The following is a 19,702-nucleotide window of genomic DNA, read 5'->3' as shown; positions in this document are numbered from 1 at the left end:
TTTACAAACTTAAAAGAATTAAAACTACAATATCAAAATACAAGTCCTGTTAGATATCAGCCAACCTATACCTTAGCAAGTTTACCAGATGAGATAGGTAATATTACAAGCTTAGAAAAATTGTATTTAAATAATAATACATTAACAGCTTTACCAAGTACAATTACAAACTTATCAAACTTAGAATATTTTAATATTCAAAATAATAAAATTTCTGGAGTCCTAAATCTAGGTAATTCTGAAGTTTTAAAAGATTTTAGAGCAGATTATAATAATATTTCAGAATTAAAAATTGCGGTAGCTCCAACAATTTTTGGAACAAATACAAACGCTTCAGGAAACAGGTTACGTTTAAAAAGAAATGCTTTAGGATGTGTAGAAGTACCTAGTGATGAATTAGTTGCATGGAAACTATCTAATTACAATCAAGAAGGTGGTATTTTAGATAATGGAGTTGTATATTCAGATAACTGTAGTGCAGTAACTACAAACTCTATTCCAGATATAGAAAGAGAAGCATTAATAGCTTTTTATAACAATACAAAAGGAGCAAATTGGAAAAACGATTTAACTACATCATATAATGGAGTAACTTGGGTAAATGATATATTGAAGAAAAGAAATGTAGGTGCTTGGTATGGTGTTACAACTGCTATAATAAATGGACAAAAGCATGTAACAAAAATTGAGTTAAATTCAAACCAATTAGCAGGTAAAATACCATCAGAAATTAAAAATTTAACACAATTAAAAGAGCTTGAAGTAAATAGTAATGGAATATCTGAAATATCAAAAGATATAGGAGAATTAAATAATTTAGAACAACTAACTATGTCTAGTCAAATAATTAATAGTGAGTATGTTTTAAAAGAGATTCCTACAGAATTAAACAATATTACTTCTTTAAAGAGATTAGTGATAAATGGAAATATTATAGAAGGTAATTTAGATTTTTCTAATTTGGTTAATTTAGAATCTTTAAATGTTTCTTATAATCAAATTACAGGGTTAAAAATTGGAGTTTCTCCTAATGTTTTTGATGGTTCTAGAAACGTAGAAAGTAATTATTATAAAAACCATTCTTTATACAATACTTATTTAAATTGTATTGGTGTTCCTCAAAATACTATTTCAGATTGGGAGGCTACAGATTTTGCAATTAGGTATCCTAATATTGTTTGGGGGCAAGATTGTACTGCTTATAATAACGTTCCTTCAACAGAATTACAAGCATTAAAAGACATGTATAATAATTTAGAAGGAACAAATTGGACAAGCAATACAAATTGGGAGTCTGGATTAGCAAAAGTTGAAAATAATATACCTTATAATGTTACAAAATGGCATGGAGTTACAACAAAAATAGTAGATGGTGGAAAACACATTACTCAAATTAATTTAGGAAATAATAATTTAAAAGGTACTGTTTCTTCAAGTTTAGGAAATTTAAGTAAATTAGAAAGTCTTTATTTATCTTCAAATGATTTAACAGGAGTTTTACCATCAGAATTAAGTAACCTTTCTAGCTTAATAAGAGGTTATTTTCAAGATAATAGTTTGTCTGGAGATGTACCAGATTTTACGGGGATTACATCACTTAAAACATTATATATAAGTAATAATAGCTTTCAGTTTGGAGATTTTGAAGACGAATTCAATAACTATCAAAACCTAGAGAGTTTTTCATACAGTCCTCAATCTAAGGTAGGTGCTGAAGAAGAAAAAACTTTTGGCGATTCAGGTTTTACTTTAGAAGTTGATGTTAATGGAGCTAATAATGAATATCAGTGGTATAGATATGGAAGCCCAATAAATGGAGCAACTAATAAAACTTTAGAAATAACAAATGCAACAGCAGCAGATAATGGGTATTATTATTGTAAAGTAACAAATAAAATAGTATCAAATTTAATAATACAGTCAGAGAAGATTACAATGACTTATGATACTTCATTATCAGTTGAAGATGAAAATTTAGTAAATTCATTTAAATTATACCCTAATCCAGTTGAAGATGTAATTTTCATTAAGAAATCTTTAGATTCAAAAATTAATAAAATAGAGATATATAATCTTCTAGGTAAAAAAGTAAAAGTTATTAGAAATGTAAATAGTTCTATAAATGTAACTCAACTATCTAAAGGAGTTTATTTATTAAAAATAGACACTGATAAAGGGTTAGCAACAAAAAGAATTATAAAAAAGTAAGAGTCTTTAAATTTATAATAGTTTAACCGAGCATTATTAATAATGTTCGGTTATTTTTTAAATTACATAAATAGGGTGAAAACCCTTAAGTTTTAATAAATATGATTTTATATTTTTGAATTGTTAAATAATTAAAATTATTTGAATTAATTGCTATGATTACTTAACACATTTTTTTGATTTTTTGTTAGATTAAAAACCGGATGCTTTTTAAGCATCCGGTTTTTAAAATTTTATAATAAAAAATGTAAATTATTTTTCTGCTTGATTTTCCTTAGGTGGAAAAATTTTCATTGCTGGTTCTTTAAATACTTTCTTGTTTGCTATTTTCTTTTCAAAAGTTAATAACAAAGAAGGTAAAAGCAATAAGTTAGAAACCATGGCTAATAATAAAGTTATAGAAACTAAACCTCCTAATGCAATTGTACCTCCAAAACTAGAAAGAGTAAAGGTTAAAAAACCAAAGAATAATACTATAGATGTATAAAACATACTCACCCCAGTTTCACGCAATGCAGCATAAACAGATTGTTTTATTCGCCATTGATTTGCAATTAGCTCTTGTCTATATTTTGCTAAAAAATGTATGGTGTCATCAACAGAAATACCAAAAGCAATACTAAATACTAATATAGTAGATGGTTTAATTGGTATGCCTAAAAAGCCCATTAAACCTGCAGTAATTAATAGCGGTAAAATGTTTGGAATTAAAGAAATAAAAATCATTTGTGGCGATCTAAACATCCAAGCCATAAAAATTGCAATTAACAAAATTGCTAAAGATAAAGAGATAACTAAGTTTTTAATTAGATAATTTGTTCCTTTTATAAAAACTAAAGCCTTACCAGTTAAAGAAACATTATATTTTTCTGATGGAAATTCTTTAGTAATTACAGCTTTTAATCTTTCTTGAATTACATTCATTTTTTCAGTACCAATGTCTTTCATAAAAGTTGTTATTCTGGCATAACGACCTGTAGAATCTACAAAGTTTTTTAACATGCCAGCATCACTATTAGAGTTTTTTGTATAAGCAAATATGTAACTTTGTTCTTGACTAGTTGGTAATTGGTAATATTTGGGATTCCCTTTATAATATGCTTGTTTTGTATATTTTACTAGATTAGTAACAGAAACTGGTTTAGAAAGTTCAGGAAAAGTTTCTATAGCTTCATTTATTTTCTCCATCTTTTTAAGAGTAGATAATTTCATGACACCTTTTTCTTTTTTAGTATCAATTAAAAACTCTAAAGGCATTATACCTCCAAATTCAGATTCGAAGAACTTTATGTCTTTATAAAACTCTAAACTTTTTGGCATATCTTCAATAATACTACCAGAAACTTTAATTTGATAAACACCAATTATACCTCCAATTATTACAATAACAGTTGCAAAATAAATTGATATTCTTCTGTTTCTAACCATTTTCTCCATCCAGTCAACTACATTTTCAATCCACTTTTTTTCAAGATGATTTAAATGCTTTTTCTTTGGAAGTGGCATAAAACTATATAATATAGGAATTATTAGTAAAGCTAAAATAAAGATACTAATAATGTTAACTGAAGCTAAAATTCCGAATTCACGAAGTAAACTACTTTTTACAAAAACAAAGGTAGCAAAACCTGAAGCAGTAGTAATATTAGTCATTAAAGTAGCATTTCCAATTTTAGAAATTACACGTTGTAATGCTTTGGCTTGCTGACCATGTTTTTTTATTTCTTGTTGATATTTATTAATTAGAAAAACGGCATTTGGAACTCCAATTACAATAATTAATGGTGGTATTAAAGCAGATAAAACTGTAATTTCATATCTAAAAAGACCAATAAATCCAAAGGCCCAAATAACACCAATCATTACTACTAAAAGCGTTATAAAGGTTGCTCTAAAAGATCTAAAAAAGAAGAAGAAAATTAATGCAGTAATACCTAAAGCCCCTAAAACAAAGAGTAATATTTCATCTTGAATGTTTTGTGCATTTAAAGTTCTTATATAAGGCATTCCAGAAATTCTGATATCTACATCATTTTCTTTTTCAAAATTTTTAATTTCAGGGATTAACGTATCAAAAATAAAATCTCTACGTTTAGGAGTGTTAATAATTTCCTTTTTAATATATATGGCAGTCTGTAGTGTACCAGTTTCTTTATTAAAAAGTAAATTGTCGTAGAAAGGTAATTTTTCAAATAATTGCTTTTTAATCTCATTAACTTCTGCAGAAGTAGTTGGTTTTTTATCATATAAAGGTTCAAGAACAAATTTTCTCTTTTTTCTATCTGCTTTTAATTTTTGTACATCAGCTATAGAAAGTGTAAAATCTATTTCGTCTAAACTATCAAACCTTTTTACTAAATTATTCCAAGCATTAAATTTTTTGGGAGTAAAAACAGTAGAATCTTTAATACCTAAAATTACGAGGTTACCTTCTTCACCAAAAATTTTTAAAAACTGATTATATTGTAAGTTAGCTTCATGATCTTCTGGTAATAAGTTAGCTTCTGTATATGAGAATTTCATATACTTCATTTGTGATGCCAATAAACCTGTAATAATAGCAATACCAATTAAAACCAAATATCGGTTTCTTAAGATAATACCAGCGACTTTTGTCCAGAAATTCATTTAAAAAAATTTATGCAAAGGTAGTTAAATTGTAGAAGTGTTTTTAAACAAAAAAAGAGTGTTTAAAACACCCTTTTTTAAATATGATTGAGTAAAAATTATACTGTCATAATTTCTTTTTCTTTAACAGAAAGTTTTTCTTCAATAGTTTTAATATAACTATTTGTTAAGTCTTGAATGTCTGCTTCAGAGTTCTTTTTCATGTCATCAGAAATGTCTGTTTTCTTAATGTCATTGTTAGCTTCTTTACGTGCATTTCTAATTCCAACTTTAGCGTTTTCTGCTTCAGCTTTTGCTTGTTTAGCTAATCCTATTCTTCTTTCTTCTGTTAAAGGTGGTACATTAATCATAATAACGTCACCATTATTCATAGGGTTAAAACCTAAATTAGCTATTTGAATTGCCTTTTCAATTGCTTGTAACATACTTTTTTCCCAAGGCTGAATGCTAATAGTTCTAGCATCTGGAGTGTTAACATTTGCAACTTGACTTAAAGGAGTTTGAGCTCCATAATAATCTACCATTACATTAGATAACATAGATGGAGTAGCTTTACCAGCTCTAATAGTTCTTAACTCTTTAATTAAATGCTCTATAGCATTGTTCATTGCTTCTTTAGCAGAGTCTATAATAAATTCAATTTCTTCGTTCATCTTTAGTAAATTTTAAAAGATTCTAATTATTGATTATCAACAATAGTACCAATTTTTTCTCCTGAAACTAGTTTCAAAAGATTTCCATTTGTATTCATGTCAAATACTATAATTGGTAATTTATTTTCTTCACTTAATGTAAAAGCAGTCATATCCATTACTTTAAGACCTTTTTTAATTACGTCTTTAAATGTAATAGTTTCAAATTTAATAGCATCTTTATCTTTTTCTGGATCTACATTATAAATACCATCTACACGAGTTCCTTTTAAAATTGCATTAGCATCAATTTCTATTGCACGTAAAACTGCAGCAGTATCTGTAGTAAAATAAGGATTACCAGTTCCAGCACCAAAAATTACAACTCTTCCTTTTTCTAAATGTCTAATTGCTTTTCTTTTAATATAAGGTTCTGCAACTTCTTTTATTTCTAATGCTGTTTGTAAGCGTGTATGAACACCTTCATCTTCTAAAGCACTTTGTAGTGCAAGTCCATTAATACAAGTTGCTAACATACCCATGTGATCTCCTTGTACACGATCCATACCATTTGCAGCTCCAGCAACTCCTCTAAAAATATTTCCACCACCAATAACAATAGCAACTTCTATACCTTTTGCTACTACTTCTTTTATTTCTTTAGCATATTCTGATAAACGGTTTGGGTCAATTCCATATTGTCTATTGCCCATTAATGCCTCTCCACTTAATTTTAAAAGAATTCTTTTGTATTGCATAGTATGTTTTGATAAGTTTTGCAAAATTAAGTATTTTTTTTTGAGTTTCCTTTTTTTGGAAATAAAAAAACCTCGCAAAAGTGCGAGGTTTTTAATTTATAAGATATTAAGTGATTAACCTAAAGTAACTCTTTTAAAAGTACTTACAGCAACATCACCAAATGTAGCTACATATTGAGCAACATTTTTCTTTTCATCTTTAATAAAAGCTTGGTCTAAAAGACATTGCTCCATATCTAAAGTAGTATTGTCAGAAATGAATCTTTCCATTTTTCCAGGTAAAATTCTATCCCAGATTTTTTCTGGTTTTCCTTCAGCAGCTAATTGTGCTTTTGCATCTTCTTCAGCTTTAGCAATAACTTCTGGAGTTAATTGAGACATAGAAATAAATTGAGGAACATTTTTTAATGTTTTTCCTAATCTTCCTAACTCAATATTATCTTTTTCAATTACTGCAATTCTAGCTTCAGTTTCAGCAGCTACATAAGCAGGGTCAAAATCTTTGTAAGATAAAGTAGTTGCACCCATAGATGCTACTTGCATTGCTACATCTTTAGATAAAGTTTCAGCATTATCTACATTTGCAGATAAACCTACTAAAGCAGCAATTTTACCAATGTGAGTATAAGCACCAACATAAGCAGCTTCAACTTTTTCAAAAGCAGTAATGTCTAACTTTTCTCCAATTACACCAGTTTGTTCAACTAATTTATCTGCAACAGTCATTCCTCCAAAATCAGCAGCTAAAAATTCTTCTTTAGTGTTTGAGTTTAAAGCGATGTCTGCAAATTCACCAGCTAATGCAACGAATTTTTCGTTTTTACCAACAAAGTCAGTTTCACAAGCTAATACAATTGCAACACCTTCAGTTTTAGCATCGTTGATTCTTGTAACTGCAACACCTTCAGTAGATTCTCTGTCAGCTCTTTTTGCAGCAATTTTTTGACCTTTTTTACGTAAAATGTCAATTGCTTTATCAAAATCACCACCAGCTTCTACTAATGCCTTTTTACAGTCCATCATTCCAGCTCCTGTTGCTTCTCTTAATTTTTTAACATCTGCAGCACTTACTTTTACTGTTCCCATGTTACTTTATATTTTAAAAGTTATAATTATTTTGTTTCTTCTGTAGCTTTAGCTTCTTCCTTTTTAGGAGCTTCTTTAGCAACTTTTACTTTTTCTTTATCTGCTTTTCTGTCAGATAAACCTTCTGCAATTGCATCAGTAACAAAAGATAAAACTTTGTCAATAGACTTAGAAGCATCATCATTTGCTGGTATAACAAAATCTACTAATCTTGGATCAGAGTTTGTATCAACCATTGCAAAAATTGGGATATTAAGTTTTTGAGCTTCTGCTACTGCAATGTGCTCTTTTTTAATATCAACTACAAATAATGCACCTGGTAAACGAGTCATGTCAGAAATAGAACCTAAATTCTTTTCTAATTTTTCTCTTTGACGATTAATTTGTAATTTTTCTCTTTTAGATAATGCATCAAAAGATCCATCAGTCTTCATTCTATCAATCTGAGCCATTTTTTTAACAGCTTTTCTAATAGTAACAAAGTTAGTTAACATACCACCTGGCCATCTTTCTGTAATGAAAGGCATGTTTACTGCTTTTGCTTTATCAGCAACTATATCTTTTGCTTGTTTTTTTGTAGCTACAAATAAAATTTTACGTCCAGAGTTAGCAATCTTTTTTAAAGCTTCTGAAGTTTCTTCTATTTTAGCTGCAGTTTTATACAAATCAATGATGTGTACACCATTTCTTTCTGTATAAATATAAGGAGCCATGTTTGGGTTCCACTTTCTAGTTAAGTGACCAAAGTGTACTCCACTTTCTAATAATTCTTGAATGTTTACGTTTGCCATTTTTAAAATGTGTTTACTTTCTGTTTTGAAATCAATATATAAGTAGTCTTTTTAAGAGTCTTATATATTTAGATACTAAACTGTTTAATATTAATTATATGTAATAGTAACAGTTCTCGAAATATATAGCAGAATAAATTCTGTAATATATTAACGTTTCGAGAATTGGAATTTCTTACGTGCTTTCTTCTGACCAAATTTCTTACGTTCAACCATTCTAGGATCACGAGTTAATAAACCTTCTGGTTTTAAGATAGCTCTGTGCTCTTCGTTAATTGAAACTAAAGCTCTTGTAATTGCCAAACGAATTGCTTCTGCTTGACCAGTTACACCACCTCCGTAAACATTAACTTTGATATCATAAGACTCTAAGTTTTCTGTTAACATTAAAGGTTGTTGAACTTTATATTGTAACGTACCTGTAGAAAAGTAGTTTTTATAATCTTTATTGTTTACTGTAATGTTACCTTTTCCTTCAGAAAGATAAATACGAGCTACAGCAGTTTTTCTTCTACCAATTTTGTGAACTGTATCCATTATTTTAAATCGTTAAGGTTAATAGCTTTAGGTTCTTGACCTGCTTGTTTGTGCTCTGTACCTGCATATACATACAAGTTTCTGTATAAAGCGCTACCTAAAGTGTTTTTTGGTAACATTCCTTTTACTGCTTTTTCGATTAATCTTGTAGGATCTTTCTCAAACATTTCTGTTGCAGTTAACGATCTTTGTCCTCCTGGGTAACCTGTATGACGAATGTAAGATTTGTCTTTCCACTTGTTTCCAGATAAAACAATTTTTTCTGCGTTGATAATAACCACGTTATCTCCACAATCTACGTGAGGAGTAAAGTTTGGTTTGTATTTACCTCTAATTAGCTTTGCTACTTTAGAAGCTAGACGACCCAACGTTTGCCCGTCTGCATCAACTAAAACCCACTCCTTGTTTACGGTAGCGCTGTTTGCTGATACTGTTTTGTAACTTAATGTGTTCATAATTACACTATTAGTTTTTGTTTGTTAATAATAATTCTTTCCCTTTTAAAAGGAGTGCAAATGTACTTCTTTTTATTTGATTGACAAATAGTGATTTACAATTATTTTATAAAGCTTTTTAAAGTTAATTTTTTAGCATAAGAATTAACAAAACCTTAAGAAAATAGAAAGCTACTTTTGTATTGCCCAAAACTAACAATATGAAGTATTATTATTTTGTTTTAGCATTGCTTTTTAGTTCATTTTGCAGTGTTTATTCTCAAGAAATAACTAAAAGAATTTATACTACAAAAAAGTTAAAAGAAGTACCCGTTATTGATGGGGTAATAAACGAAAAAGCTTGGGATGTTGTTGGTTGGTCATCAGACTTTACTCAAAAAACTCCAGATGAAGGAAAGCCACCAACTCATCAAACAAAATTTAAAGTAATGTATGATGAAAAATATTTATACATTGCTATTGTTGCTCTAGATGACAACCCAGAGTTAATTCAACAAAGGTTAACCAGAAGAGATGGTTTTGCAGGAGATAGAGTTAATGTTATTATTGATAGTTATCATGATAAAAGAACTGCATTTGTTTTTACTACTACAGCTGCTGGAGTTAAAGGTGAAGAAATTGCAACTCAAAATGGAGATAATTGGGATGATAGTTGGAATCCAATATGGTATACAGATGCAAATGTAAATGATAAAGGTTGGGAAGCAGAAATGAAAATTCCCTTTAGCCAATTACGTTTTGGTAAAGCAAAAGAACAGATTTGGGGTTTTAACATTAATAGAACTATTTTTAGAAAACAAGAAAGATCTCTTTGGCAGAGAATTCCAAATTCGCAATCTGGATTTATTAGTGAAGCAGGAGAATTACATGGGCTAATAGATTTAAAATCTCAAAAACAATTAGAAATTCAACCTTTTACAGTTCTAAAATATGATAAATATCCTGCAGAAGCAGGAAATCCATTTAAAACAGGGAAAGATTTTAAGATAAATGGAGGTTTAGATGCAAAAATTGGAATTACAAATGACTTAACATTAGATTTAACAATTAATCCAGATTTTGGTCAGGTAGAAGCAGATCCTGGGGCAATAGCTCTAGATGGGTTTCAAATATTTTTTAGAGAACAAAGACCCTTTTTTGTAGAAAACAAAAATATTTTTGATTATAAATTTGCTAACGGTAGAGACAATCTTTTTTATAGTAGAAGAATTGGTAGAAATCCTCATAGAAGTGCAAATTTACAAACTGGCGAATTTGCAGATGAACCAGCAAATTCTACAATTTTAGGAGCTGCAAAGTTTTCTGGTAAAACACAAAATGGATGGTCAATAGGTGTTTTAGAAAGTGTTACAGCTAATGAATATGCAGAAATTAGACAAACTGATGGGGATACAAGAGAAGAAATTGTAGAACCGTTAACTAATTATTTTGTTGCTAGAGCTCAAAAGGATTTTAATGATAGGAATTCTTATGTTGGGGGTATTTTTACTGCAACCAACAGAAACTTAGATGGTAATTTTGAAGAATTACACAAAGCCGCTTATACAGGAGGAATAGATTTTAGACATAATTGGAATGATAGAAATTATTTTATAGATGGTAATATAATTGCTAGTAAAGTTATAGGTAGTAAAGAAGCAATAACTGCAACACAACAAACTTTACGACATAATTTTAATAGAGTAGATGCATCACATGTTAATGTAGATCCTGATAGAACATCTCTTACTGGAACTGGAGGTAGAATTGAGGCAGGAAAATCTGGTGGTGGAAATTGGAGATATAATGGAGGTTTTATATGGAGGTCTCCAGAGTTAGAATTGAACGATGTTGGTTTTTTACGACAAACTGATGAAATGATTCAGTTTTCAGGTATTAGATATTTATGGCAAGAACCTAAAGGAATTTATAGAGATATAAGAGCAAATTTTAATCAGTTTGCAACTTATGACTTTGATGGTAATTTTAATAGAATTCAATATGAATTAAGTGGAAATGTAAATTGGAAAAATAATTGGTGGACAGAAGTTGAATTAGGGCATAAACCAAGAATTTTTTCGAACTCTTTTTTACAAGGTGGACCTAGATGGAGGTTTTCTGCAGAAAATTATTTTGTTTTATTTTTTGGATCGGATAGAAGTAAAAAAATGAGTTTTACTTTAGGTTATGTTGGTTCTGCTGCAAAACAAAATAATTTTTCATTTCAAAGACATGTATTTAGAATGAATTATCAGCCTTTTGATGCATTAAGTGTTTCTTTAAGTACAGAATTTGAGAAAAATCCAAGTAAAACCCAATATGTAAATCAAGCAGATTATAATACTAAGACAAGATATATTTTAGGAGAAATAGATAATCAATCTTGGTCAACTACATTAAGGGTAAATTATAGTATTAATCCTAATATGTCTATTCAATTTTATGGACAACCTTTTATAGCAAGAGGAAGATATTCTAATTTTAATTATGTAAATAATGCTGTTTCTAAAGATTTATACTCAAGAGTTTCTTGGTATAACAACAATCAAATTTTAGAAAATAATGGGAATTATAATGTAGATGAAAATATTGACGGTGTTACAGACTATACTTTTGGTAAACCCGATTTTTCTTATGTGCAATTTAGAACTAATTTAGTTGCTAGGTGGGAATATATTCCTGGTTCTGAGTTGTTTTTTGTTTGGGCAAGAGGAGGAGCAAGGAGTGGAGATCCTAATAATTCTTTAACTAGAAGTTTTAGAAACCAAATATTAGATAAACCATTAGAAAATACATTTTTAATTAAAGCTACTTATAGGTTTGTTAGGTAGTAGATAATTAGCTTTAAAAAAAGTATTAATTATTTTAATACAAATACTTTTAACCCTTCATGATCAAAAGTAGAAAAATTCCCAGACTCAACTTTATTTCCAATATTAAGGTTTTCATCATAAGTTTTCCATTGATCTACGTTATTAAAATCTTTTAATGCATCTTTAAAAGAAATAAAAAGATGTTTTTCGTTTTCTATACTAAAGGCTCCAGAAGATATATAAACGTTTTGGTTTAAGGAACTTTTAACTTGATGACCTAAAAAAATTCTACCATGATTGTTTATAGTATTTGGGTTTTCATGACTAGACCAAGTTTCTTGATATTGAGAAATCCATTTAAAATCATCAAAAAAAGAATGATACCCAATAGAAGAACCACTTCTCATTATAAAATTATTAAGGGTTAAAAAGTTTACAATATTATTTATAGCTTCTGTTTTATTATTTGCTTTAAAATCTATCCAAAGAACATTAATAGGTTCTAAAATAGTTTTTCCTAAATGTTCAACATTTATCCAATTAGCTATTGAGTTTTCACTTTCATTTCTTGCATTAAACATCCATATGCCCATAGAAAAGTTTAGTTGGTCTTCTTTATCATTAAAAAAAAAATGATAATCTAAATTTAAAGGTGAAGTTCTTTTCTCAAAAGAAATTTTATTTTTAGAACAAGAAACAAATAAAAGTATAAAGATAGTATATGAAATTTTTTTAAAAGTCATTTTTGTTAAAACTTATTTCTCTAAAGATAATAAATTTGAAATAAAAAAAACCTCAACAATATGTTGAGGTTTCATAAAAAATATTTTATTTAAAACTATAATTTAACTCTCCATCCATAAGGATCATCAGCTTTATTAGTTTGAATATCTGTAATTGCTTTTTTAATTGTACTTGCAAAAGAATTTTCTAGTTCAGGTAAATCAAAGTCTGTTTCTTGAAAACCAAAACCAGCAATTGGAGAAATTACTGCTGCAGTTCCTGCTCCAAACATTTCTTTTAAACTACCACTTTGAGCTGCAGAAATAACTTCAGAAACAGAAATTTTTCTAACTTCAACATCAATATCCATGTCTTTGGCTATTTGAATTACACTTTTACGTGTAATACCGTCTAAAATTCTATCACTTGTAGGACTTGTTATTAAAGTGTCATTAATTCTAATGAAAATATTCATTGCTCCAGCTTCCTCAATATATTCGTGAGAATTATCATCTGTCCAAATAACTTGATTGTAACCTTTTTCAATAGCTAATTGAGTTGGGTAAAACTGAGCTGCGTAATTACCTCCAGCTTTAGCAAAACCAACACCACCATTTGCAGCACGTGCATACTTTTCTTCTATTAAAACTTTTACTTTTCCAGCAAAATAAGCTCCAGAAGGAGCAGTGCAAATAACTAATTTATAAGCATCAGCAGGAGAAGCATGAAAACCTAATCCAGAAGCAAACATAAAAGGTCTTATGTATAAAGAACTTCCTTCATTTGTTGGTATCCAAGCATTATCTACCTCTAATAACTTTTTTAAACCTTCCATAAAAACATCTTCAGGAATCTGAGGAATGACTAATCTTTCTGCAGATTTATTTAAACGTTTACAGTTGTCTAAAGGTCTAAATAATAAAGTGTTTCCTTCTTCATCTTTGTAGGCTTTCATTCCTTCAAAAATCGATTGTCCATAATGAAAAATCTTAGCAGCAGGATCTAAAGAAATAGGAGCGTATGGTTTAATAACTGGTGTTTGCCATTCTCCGTTTACAAAATCACATTCTAACATATGGTCAGAATATACGCTACCAAAAGGTAAGTTGTTAAAATCTACAGAGTCTATCCTCGATTTTTCTATACGTTGAATTTCTATATTAGATTTCATTTTAGTTAATTGAGTTAAAGAGCAAATGTACATAAATTATTCATCTGACAATAAAACAAATCATTGCTTTTGCTTTTAAAAAGATGTACTTTTGTTGTATTCACAATAAATTAAAAAATTATGAAATATTTGATAAAAATTTCTATGATTACCTTACTTATTTTTACGGCTTGTAAAGAATCTAAAAAAGCAGAAAAAGAAGTAGAGCAAATAAAACAAGAAGTTGTATATGATTCTTTTGGAGAAAAAATAACTTTAGACAATGCAATAACATCAGAAGAATTATTAACTAAGTTTAAAACAATGAAAGCTGGTGATACTATAAATGTAAAATTTGCTTCTAGTATAAAAGAAGTTTGTTCTAAAAAAGGATGTTGGATGAAGCTTCCTTTAAATGATGAAACAGAAACAATGGTACGTTTTAAAGACTATGGATTTTTTATGCCATTAGACTCTAAAGGAAGAGAAGTTGTTTTAAACGGTAAAGCTTTTATAAAAGAAACATCTGTAAAAGAGTTGCAACATTATGCAGAAGATGCAGGGAAATCTAAAGATGAAATAGCTAAAATTACTGAGCCAAAAGTAGAATTTACTTTTGAAGCAGATGGTGTTTTAATGAAGAAATAATGAAAAAAATAGCTATTTTATTTTTATTGATTTCAGTTTTTTCTTGTAAAAAAGAACAACCTAAAGAAATTATCATTGTAGAAAGTAAAAAAGTAAAGCAGTCAGAAATGGCTGCTTTAATGCTTAAAATGTATGATAAAAACTTAGAAAACAAAAAGCTTGTTTTAGAAGGTAAACAGCCAAAAGATTTTCCAAAAGAGTTTTTAAATATTCATACAGCTCAATTAACAGATCCTTCAGATAAAAAACCATCATTCAATGCTTTTTCAGACTTTTACTTAAATAGTTTTAAAAAAGTATATGAAACCTCTAAAGACTCTCTTGTTTTTAGGCATAACAATGCAATAAATAGTTGTATAGCTTGTCATGAAACTACTTGTGTTGGACCAATTCCTAGAATTAGAAAGTTATTAATTAAATAACCTATGAAAAGAGAAATTTTGATAACTTTAGATGGTTCTACAACCATTAATTTACCAGATTTAAACGAACAATATCATTCTAAAAATGGGTCAATTAAAGAATCTTATCATGTTTTTATAGAAAGTGGTCTAAAAAAAGTTTCTACAAACAATGTTTCTATTTTAGAAATTGGTTTTGGTACAGGTTTAAATTGTTTTATAACTTATTTAGAAGCAAAAAAAACAATTAATTATGTTGGTGTAGAAGCATATCCTGTTACAGAAGAAGAAGTAGGAAAAATGAATTTTATTTCTGTTTTAAATGCAGAAAAAGAGAAAGCAACTTTTAATGAAATTCACAATGTTTCTTGGGAGAAAAAGCATCAAATTTCAGAAGGATTTACATTAACAAAGAGGAAACAGTTTTTTGAAGATATTAATGATAGAGATGCGTTTAATTTAATATATTTTGATGCATTTGGAGCTAGAGTTCAACCTCAATTATGGACTGTAGAAATTTTTCAAACGATGTTTGATTCATTAAAAGAAAACGGTATTTTAGTAACTTACTCAGCCAAAGGAAGCGTAAGAAGAGCAATGCAAGAAGTAGGTTTTACTGTAGAGCGTTTACCTGGTCCTCCAGGAAAAAGAGAAATGTTAAGAGCTACAAAAATAACTAAGCAATAATTAGTTTTCAATTTGTCAGTTCGTGTAAATTAGTAGTGTAAAATCAAATTAACAATCCAACAATCTAATAAATATGGAATTCAAAAGAAAATTCGGAAGAAAAAAACAAACAAAACCAACAAAAGGACTTTTTTTGGTAATACTTTTAGCAGTTGTATTAATACTTTGGTTTAAAGCAGAAGATATAATGAATGCGTTATTTTAAAAACGAATTGCTAATTTTTTCAACAGCCTTAAAACCTCCACATATAACCAAATCAGAGTAACCAAAAATCCCCAAGTTGCTAACCATTCTTTGTCTTTAGGTGCTTTTCCTACATATCTGTCTATATAATCAAAATCTAATAATAAACTTAAAGAAGCAACAATAGCAGCTATAATATTAAAGCCAATTGCAACCCAAGAAGTTCCATAAATAAACGGAACTCTTATGTCAAAAAAAGACAAAATCCAAGTTATAATATAAATAGTAAAAATTGTAATAGATGCAGTAATTACAACAGCTCTAAACTTTTTTGTAACTACAATTATTTTGGTTAAAAATAAAAAGAGCATTACTAAAAAAGTAAGAATTGTTACACCAATAGCTTGCAAAGGCAACCCAGGAAAACGTTTATGAGCATAAGCACTAATTCCTCCTAAAAAGAAACCTTTAGCTAAAGCATAAATAGGTAATAAATATTTGGTAAGATTTTGTTTAAAAGAAATAACTAAGCTTATTACAATTGCAACAAACATACCAATGGTTGTGTACCATTTAACGTCTGTTCCTGCAAAGAAAATTTTCCAAGTGTAAGCAGCAGTTAATCCCACCAAACAAAGCATTGTTACAGATTTCAAAATAATGCCACTTAAAGACATTTTAGAAGTAGAATCTTTGCTATTATTCCAAAAGTAATTAGAAAAAGCTGGGTTAGATGTTTTTATACCAAGTAAACTCATAAGTCATTTTTTTAGAAGCTATTTCCTGCTTTTCGTACTCGCTTTTTTTCGTAAACTCAAAAAGAGCTCAAACAAATGCTTCAATCAGGGCTAAACTTTTTTGCTAGCTACTATACTTTGCTAAAATAGAAGTTATTTTTTAAAACTTCTACCTTTCCACTTGTACCTAAAAAATACCGATTTAAAAATAACATACAAACTAAAAAAAGGATACAAAAGACTCACTAAAATATACCATTTTAAAATTTTTATTTCATGGTTAAAAAATTGAAAAGTTGGTTTAAATAAGAATAAATCTACTATCATTTTTACAACCAAAAGAGTAAATAAAAATAATTTAGAATCAAGACTAAAAGCATAAAAAAAGGAGGCATTGGTTACTAAAACTAAGAGTCCAATTAACTTTGTATTTAAAGAATTAAAATTACTAGTTTTTGCAGCCCATCTTGTTCTTTGGTTAATCAAATCTCTCCAGCTATTTACAGGAAAAGTAGTAACAATAGCATCTTTAGACTTTAAATACAGTACACTGTTTTTATCTGCTTCAATAAATTTTTCGAACAGAAAAACATCATCTCCACTAGCCATGTTATTGTTCCCATCAAAACCATTTAATTTTATAAAATCTTCTTTTTTATAAGCAAGATTTGCACCATTACATAAAAAAGGAAAATTAATACCAAAACCACCAATAGTAGTTCCTTGCATGCTCATAAAATCGAACAACTGAAATTGTTTTAAAAAATTGTTTTCAGTTTTATAATTAACAGGTGCAACTACCATTTTAGGGTTGTTTTTTTGAATAAAGCTATCCAAAGAAATTAGCCAGTTTTTAGGTAAAATACAATCAGCATCTGTAGTAACAATCCAATTGTGTTTTGCTATTGAAATAGCAGTTGTAATTGCGTCTTTTTTTGGAGAATTAGATGTTCTTTTGTTTTTAATAATTCGAATTTTAGTTCGAGTGATTTCGTTTTTTAGCGTAATTGTATCAAGAGCTTTTTTAATAATTTCTATAGAATCATCAGTAGAATCATCATCAACTAAAATAAACTCAATTAATTCATTTGGATAATCTAATTCAGAAATAGATTTTAATAAATAAGGTAAGTTTTCAGCTTCATTTCTAAACGGAATAACAACAGAAAAAGAAGTAGTTTTTGTTTTTAAAATGTCAGTAAATTCTTCAACTTTATTAAATCCAGTTGTTAAAACAATTATCAAAATTGTATATAAAATAAAAATGATACTAATTGCCCAAATCATGATCTTAAATTGGGTTTAAAAATTAGTACAAAATAGCCTCCTATTATTGCAGGTAATACAAAATTTAAAACCCACATCATTGTAGTAATCGATAAAATTGTAAGCGGTTCAATTTTAAAAATAGAAAAAACCCAAATAGCAACAGATCCTTTTAAAACAACATCAAACAAAGAAAGCATTGGTACAATTGAAGCAATAAAATAAACAGATGTTATAGCAGAAATTGCATCTAAATAACCAATATTTAAATTAAATACTAAGGTTAAAAAGTAAAATTGATGAGAAAAAACAGCATACCTTAAAAATGACAAAAAAGCTACTTTAATGTTTAATTTTTTTGGGATTAGTTTTATAAAATTTCTAGCTTTTTCAAAAGTATAACCTTTATAATTAAACTTTTTAGCTCCATAAAAGAACGCAGAAATTATAAAAACTCCTAATAGTAAAAAACGTAAAATTCTAAAAAAATCGATTTCTACATTGTATTTTATAACAAAGAAACTAAAACCAATAATTCCAAAAAATAAGGTCATTAACATTTGATAAAAATTACCAACCAAGTTTACACCTAAAATTTGTTTTCTATATTTTTTATTAAAATACATTGCCTTAGCACCATATTCTCCAATTCTATTAGGTGTTATTAAAGAAGTAGTTAAAGAAGCTAAACTTTGAATTGCAGCAGATTTTAAGTTTGTTTTTAGGCTAAATGAAGCTAATTTACTCCATTTTAAAATTTCTAAAAACCAGTTTAAAATTGTGAAAATCAATAAAATTATGATGTTTTTAGGCGAAAAAACATTGTTTTCAATCAATTTTTGATAAAAATGAGAAAAACTTAGTTGCTCGTTTTCAATTAATTTGGTGTAAATAAAATAACCACACCCAATAACAATCGATAGTTTTATAATCAACCAAAAGAATTGTTTAGTTTTGTAAGAAAGCGAGTTGTACATTATTACAAAGAACGTTAAAATTCATGACAGAAAAAATCATTTTAGGAATTGACCCAGGAACAACCATTATGGGTTTTGGAATCATTAAAGTTGTTGGAAAAAAAATGGAATTTGTTCAAATGAATGAGTTAATGTTAAAAAAATACGATGATCATTACCTAAAATTGAAAATTATTTTTGAACGTACTATAGAACTTATAGATACTTATAATCCTGATGAAATTGCTTTAGAAGCGCCTTTTTTTGGAAAAAATGTACAATCTATGTTAAAGTTAGGTAGAGCACAAGGAGTTGCTATGGCTGCAGGTTTATCAAGAGAAATTCCGGTAACAGAATATGCACCTAGAAAAATTAAAATGGCAATAACAGGAAAAGGAACAGCAAGTAAGGAGCAAGTTGCAATGATGTTAAAATCGTTATTAAATTTAAAAACATTGCCTAAAAACTTAGATGCTACAGATGGTTTAGCAGCTGCAGTTTGTCATTTTTATAATTCTGGTAAAGTTGTTGGAGGAAAAAATTATACAGGTTGGGCTTCTTTCGTAAAGCAAAATGAGAAACGGGTTAAGAAATAAAATTTAGTTTTCAGTAACAGTAACAGTAACAGTAACAGTAGCAGTAGCAGTAGCAGTTTTATGTTGATGAATGAGATAAAGATATAATATATGAGTTTTACAGATTTATTAGCTTTTAAAAAATCATTTTCTTTAGCTATGAAGATTTTTGAAGTTTCAAAATCTTTTCCTAAAGAAGAAAAATATTCACTCACAGATCAAATAAGAAGATCTTCAAGAAGTGTTTCTGCTAATATTTCTGAAGCATATAGGAAAAGACAATATCCTAAACATTTTGCCAGTAAATTAAGCGATTCTGATGCTGAAAATTCTGAAACTTATACTTGGTTATTATTTGCCTTAAAATGTAATTATTTAGATAAAAACACTTTTGATAACTTAAGTAAAGAGAATGCTGAGGTTGGAAAACTAATAAATTTTATGATTAATAACCCAAGTAAATTTGGAGTCAAATAACTGCCAACTGA

General features: G+C 28.3%; 20 protein-coding genes. 8 read left to right on the top strand and 12 right to left on the bottom strand.

Annotated features, from left to right (window positions below; translation table 11 throughout):
• Nucleotides 1–2,208, top strand: a 2,208-nt coding sequence (locus MPF13_RS09750; RefSeq protein ID WP_249982316.1) for a T9SS type A sorting domain-containing protein, incomplete at its 5' end; no start/stop codon positions are given.
• 252 nt (nt 2,209–2,460) lie between these two features.
• Here MPF13_RS09750 and MPF13_RS09745 read toward each other — a convergent pair.
• From MPF13_RS09745 to rplM, 7 genes are all read right to left on the bottom strand, one after another.
• On the bottom strand, nt 2,461–4,836 hold the full coding sequence (locus tag MPF13_RS09745; RefSeq protein WP_249982315.1) for an efflux RND transporter permease subunit: 2,376 nt from the start codon (nt 4,834–4,836) through the stop codon (nt 2,461–2,463).
• A gap of 98 nt (nt 4,837–4,934) precedes the next feature.
• The gene (gene frr / locus MPF13_RS09740) at nt 4,935–5,489 is read right to left on the bottom strand and encodes a ribosome recycling factor (protein WP_249982314.1); all 555 of its coding nucleotides are present in this window, start codon (nt 5,487–5,489) and stop codon (nt 4,935–4,937) included.
• Nucleotides 5,490–5,515: 26 nt separating this feature from the next.
• Nucleotides 5,516–6,226 (bottom strand): UMP kinase, encoded by a 711-nt coding sequence (gene pyrH / locus MPF13_RS09735; protein ID WP_187482155.1) that lies wholly within the window; start codon nt 6,224–6,226, stop codon nt 5,516–5,518.
• A 114-nt stretch (nt 6,227–6,340) separates the two neighbouring features.
• On the bottom strand, nt 6,341–7,312 hold the full coding sequence (gene tsf, locus MPF13_RS09730; RefSeq protein WP_187482156.1) for a translation elongation factor Ts: 972 nt from the start codon (nt 7,310–7,312) through the stop codon (nt 6,341–6,343).
• A 26-nt stretch (nt 7,313–7,338) separates the two neighbouring features.
• Nucleotides 7,339–8,103, bottom strand: coding sequence for a 30S ribosomal protein S2 (gene rpsB, locus MPF13_RS09725; protein WP_249982313.1), 765 nt, complete (start codon nt 8,101–8,103; stop codon nt 7,339–7,341).
• 150 nt (nt 8,104–8,253) lie between these two features.
• Complete coding sequence (rpsI, locus tag MPF13_RS09720; RefSeq protein ID WP_249982312.1) at nt 8,254–8,640, bottom strand: 30S ribosomal protein S9; 387 nt, start codon at nt 8,638–8,640, stop codon at nt 8,254–8,256.
• On the bottom strand, nt 8,640–9,095 hold the full coding sequence (gene rplM / locus MPF13_RS09715) for a 50S ribosomal protein L13 (RefSeq protein WP_249982311.1): 456 nt from the start codon (nt 9,093–9,095) through the stop codon (nt 8,640–8,642). Before rplM ends, rpsI begins: the two co-directional genes overlap by 1 nt.
• A 200-nt stretch (nt 9,096–9,295) precedes the next feature.
• On the opposite strand from rplM, the gene MPF13_RS09710 reads away from it, so the two are divergent.
• Nucleotides 9,296–11,905 carry a DUF5916 domain-containing protein gene (locus tag MPF13_RS09710; protein WP_249982310.1) on the top strand — a complete coding sequence of 870 codons (2,610 nt, stop codon included), beginning with the start codon at nt 9,296–9,298 and terminating at the stop codon, nt 11,903–11,905.
• Nucleotides 11,906–11,934: 29 nt separating this feature from the next.
• On the opposite strand, the gene MPF13_RS09705 is transcribed toward MPF13_RS09710, so the two are convergent.
• Together MPF13_RS09705 and MPF13_RS09700 are read right to left on the bottom strand one after the other, a co-directional pair.
• Nucleotides 11,935–12,630: a hypothetical protein gene (locus tag MPF13_RS09705; RefSeq protein WP_249982309.1), complete on the bottom strand. Its 696-nt coding sequence runs from the start codon at nt 12,628–12,630 to the stop codon at nt 11,935–11,937.
• A 95-nt stretch (nt 12,631–12,725) separates the two neighbouring features.
• A complete protein-coding gene (locus MPF13_RS09700) occupies nt 12,726–13,781 on the bottom strand; it encodes a branched-chain amino acid aminotransferase (RefSeq protein WP_249982308.1) in 1,056 nt (351 codons plus the stop codon).
• A 120-nt stretch (nt 13,782–13,901) separates the two neighbouring features.
• Here MPF13_RS09700 and MPF13_RS09695 point away from each other — a divergent pair, with 120 nt between their 5' ends.
• The 4 genes from MPF13_RS09695 (at nt 13,902) to MPF13_RS15610 (ending at nt 15,701) form a co-directional block, all read left to right on the top strand.
• Nucleotides 13,902–14,408 (top strand): DUF4920 domain-containing protein, encoded by a 507-nt coding sequence (locus MPF13_RS09695; RefSeq protein WP_249982307.1) that lies wholly within the window; start codon nt 13,902–13,904, stop codon nt 14,406–14,408.
• Nucleotides 14,408–14,830, top strand: coding sequence for a hypothetical protein (locus MPF13_RS09690; RefSeq protein WP_249982306.1), 423 nt, complete (start codon nt 14,408–14,410; stop codon nt 14,828–14,830). Before MPF13_RS09695 ends, MPF13_RS09690 begins: the two co-directional genes overlap by 1 nt.
• Nucleotides 14,831–14,833: 3 nt before the next feature.
• Entirely contained in the window at nt 14,834–15,496 is a 663-nt protein-coding gene (mnmC2, locus tag MPF13_RS09685) for a tRNA (5-methylaminomethyl-2-thiouridine)(34)-methyltransferase MnmC2 (RefSeq protein WP_249982305.1), read from the top strand.
• Between the two features lie 73 nt (nt 15,497–15,569).
• A complete protein-coding gene (locus tag MPF13_RS15610) occupies nt 15,570–15,701 on the top strand; it encodes a hypothetical protein (protein ID WP_284041180.1) in 132 nt (43 codons plus the stop codon).
• On the opposite strand, the gene MPF13_RS09680 is transcribed toward MPF13_RS15610, so the two are convergent.
• The 3 genes from MPF13_RS09680 to MPF13_RS09670 form a co-directional block, all read right to left on the bottom strand.
• Nucleotides 15,698–16,438 (bottom strand): Bax inhibitor-1/YccA family protein, encoded by a 741-nt coding sequence (locus tag MPF13_RS09680; protein WP_249982304.1) that lies wholly within the window; start codon nt 16,436–16,438, stop codon nt 15,698–15,700. The two genes, MPF13_RS15610 and MPF13_RS09680, sit on opposite strands and share 4 nt — an antisense overlap.
• A gap of 132 nt (nt 16,439–16,570) precedes the next feature.
• Complete coding sequence (locus tag MPF13_RS09675; protein WP_249982303.1) at nt 16,571–17,704, bottom strand: glycosyltransferase family 2 protein; 1,134 nt, start codon at nt 17,702–17,704, stop codon at nt 16,571–16,573.
• Complete coding sequence (locus tag MPF13_RS09670) at nt 17,701–18,618, bottom strand: hypothetical protein (protein WP_249982302.1); 918 nt, start codon at nt 18,616–18,618, stop codon at nt 17,701–17,703. The genes MPF13_RS09675 and MPF13_RS09670 overlap by 4 nt, the downstream gene beginning before the upstream one ends.
• A 65-nt stretch (nt 18,619–18,683) precedes the next feature.
• On the opposite strand from MPF13_RS09670, the gene ruvC reads away from it, so the two are divergent.
• Both ruvC and MPF13_RS09660 read left to right on the top strand, forming a co-directional pair.
• Entirely contained in the window at nt 18,684–19,235 is a 552-nt protein-coding gene (gene ruvC, locus MPF13_RS09665) for a crossover junction endodeoxyribonuclease RuvC (RefSeq protein ID WP_249982301.1), read from the top strand.
• Between the two features lie 90 nt (nt 19,236–19,325).
• The gene (locus MPF13_RS09660; RefSeq protein WP_249982300.1) at nt 19,326–19,691 is read left to right on the top strand and encodes a four helix bundle protein; all 366 of its coding nucleotides are present in this window, start codon (nt 19,326–19,328) and stop codon (nt 19,689–19,691) included.
• The last annotated feature ends 11 nt before the right edge of the window (nt 19,692–19,702 follow it).

Origin of the sequence: Polaribacter sp. Z022 (assembly GCF_023555495.1) — a bacterium.
Taxonomy (GTDB): Bacteria; Bacteroidota; Bacteroidia; order Flavobacteriales; family Flavobacteriaceae; genus Polaribacter.
Note: the sequence above shows the minus strand (reverse complement) of the source record. Positions and strands in the feature narration are given on the sequence as shown.

Excerpts from the sequence above, each read along its gene's own strand:
- MPF13_RS09745 (WP_249982315.1), bottom strand. The coding sequence starts at position 4,836 with ATGAATTTCTGGACAAAAGTCGCTGGTATTATCTTAAGAAACCGATAT.
- frr (WP_249982314.1), bottom strand. The coding sequence starts at position 5,489 with ATGAACGAAGAAATTGAATTTATTATAGACTCTGCTAAAGAAGCAATG.
- rplM (WP_249982311.1), bottom strand. The coding sequence starts at position 9,095 with ATGAACACATTAAGTTACAAAACAGTATCAGCAAACAGCGCTACCGTA.
- ruvC (WP_249982301.1), top strand. The coding sequence starts at position 18,684 with ATGACAGAAAAAATCATTTTAGGAATTGACCCAGGAACAACCATTATG.
- MPF13_RS09660 (WP_249982300.1), top strand. The coding sequence starts at position 19,326 with ATGAGTTTTACAGATTTATTAGCTTTTAAAAAATCATTTTCTTTAGCT.
- tsf (WP_187482156.1), bottom strand. The coding sequence starts at position 7,312 with ATGGGAACAGTAAAAGTAAGTGCTGCAGATGTTAAAAAATTAAGAGAA.
- MPF13_RS09700 (WP_249982308.1), bottom strand. The coding sequence starts at position 13,781 with ATGAAATCTAATATAGAAATTCAACGTATAGAAAAATCGAGGATAGAC.
- rpsB (WP_249982313.1), bottom strand. The coding sequence starts at position 8,103 with ATGGCAAACGTAAACATTCAAGAATTATTAGAAAGTGGAGTACACTTT.
- rpsI (WP_249982312.1), bottom strand. The coding sequence starts at position 8,640 with ATGGATACAGTTCACAAAATTGGTAGAAGAAAAACTGCTGTAGCTCGT.
- MPF13_RS09705 (WP_249982309.1), bottom strand. The coding sequence starts at position 12,630 with ATGACTTTTAAAAAAATTTCATATACTATCTTTATACTTTTATTTGTT.
- MPF13_RS09695 (WP_249982307.1), top strand. The coding sequence starts at position 13,902 with ATGAAATATTTGATAAAAATTTCTATGATTACCTTACTTATTTTTACG.
- MPF13_RS15610 (WP_284041180.1), top strand. The coding sequence starts at position 15,570 with ATGGAATTCAAAAGAAAATTCGGAAGAAAAAAACAAACAAAACCAACA.
- MPF13_RS09675 (WP_249982303.1), bottom strand. The coding sequence starts at position 17,704 with ATGATTTGGGCAATTAGTATCATTTTTATTTTATATACAATTTTGATA.
- MPF13_RS09710 (WP_249982310.1), top strand. The coding sequence starts at position 9,296 with ATGAAGTATTATTATTTTGTTTTAGCATTGCTTTTTAGTTCATTTTGC.
- MPF13_RS09680 (WP_249982304.1), bottom strand. The coding sequence starts at position 16,438 with ATGAGTTTACTTGGTATAAAAACATCTAACCCAGCTTTTTCTAATTAC.
- mnmC2 (WP_249982305.1), top strand. The coding sequence starts at position 14,834 with ATGAAAAGAGAAATTTTGATAACTTTAGATGGTTCTACAACCATTAAT.
- pyrH (WP_187482155.1), bottom strand. The coding sequence starts at position 6,226 with ATGCAATACAAAAGAATTCTTTTAAAATTAAGTGGAGAGGCATTAATG.
- MPF13_RS09690 (WP_249982306.1), top strand. The coding sequence starts at position 14,408 with ATGAAAAAAATAGCTATTTTATTTTTATTGATTTCAGTTTTTTCTTGT.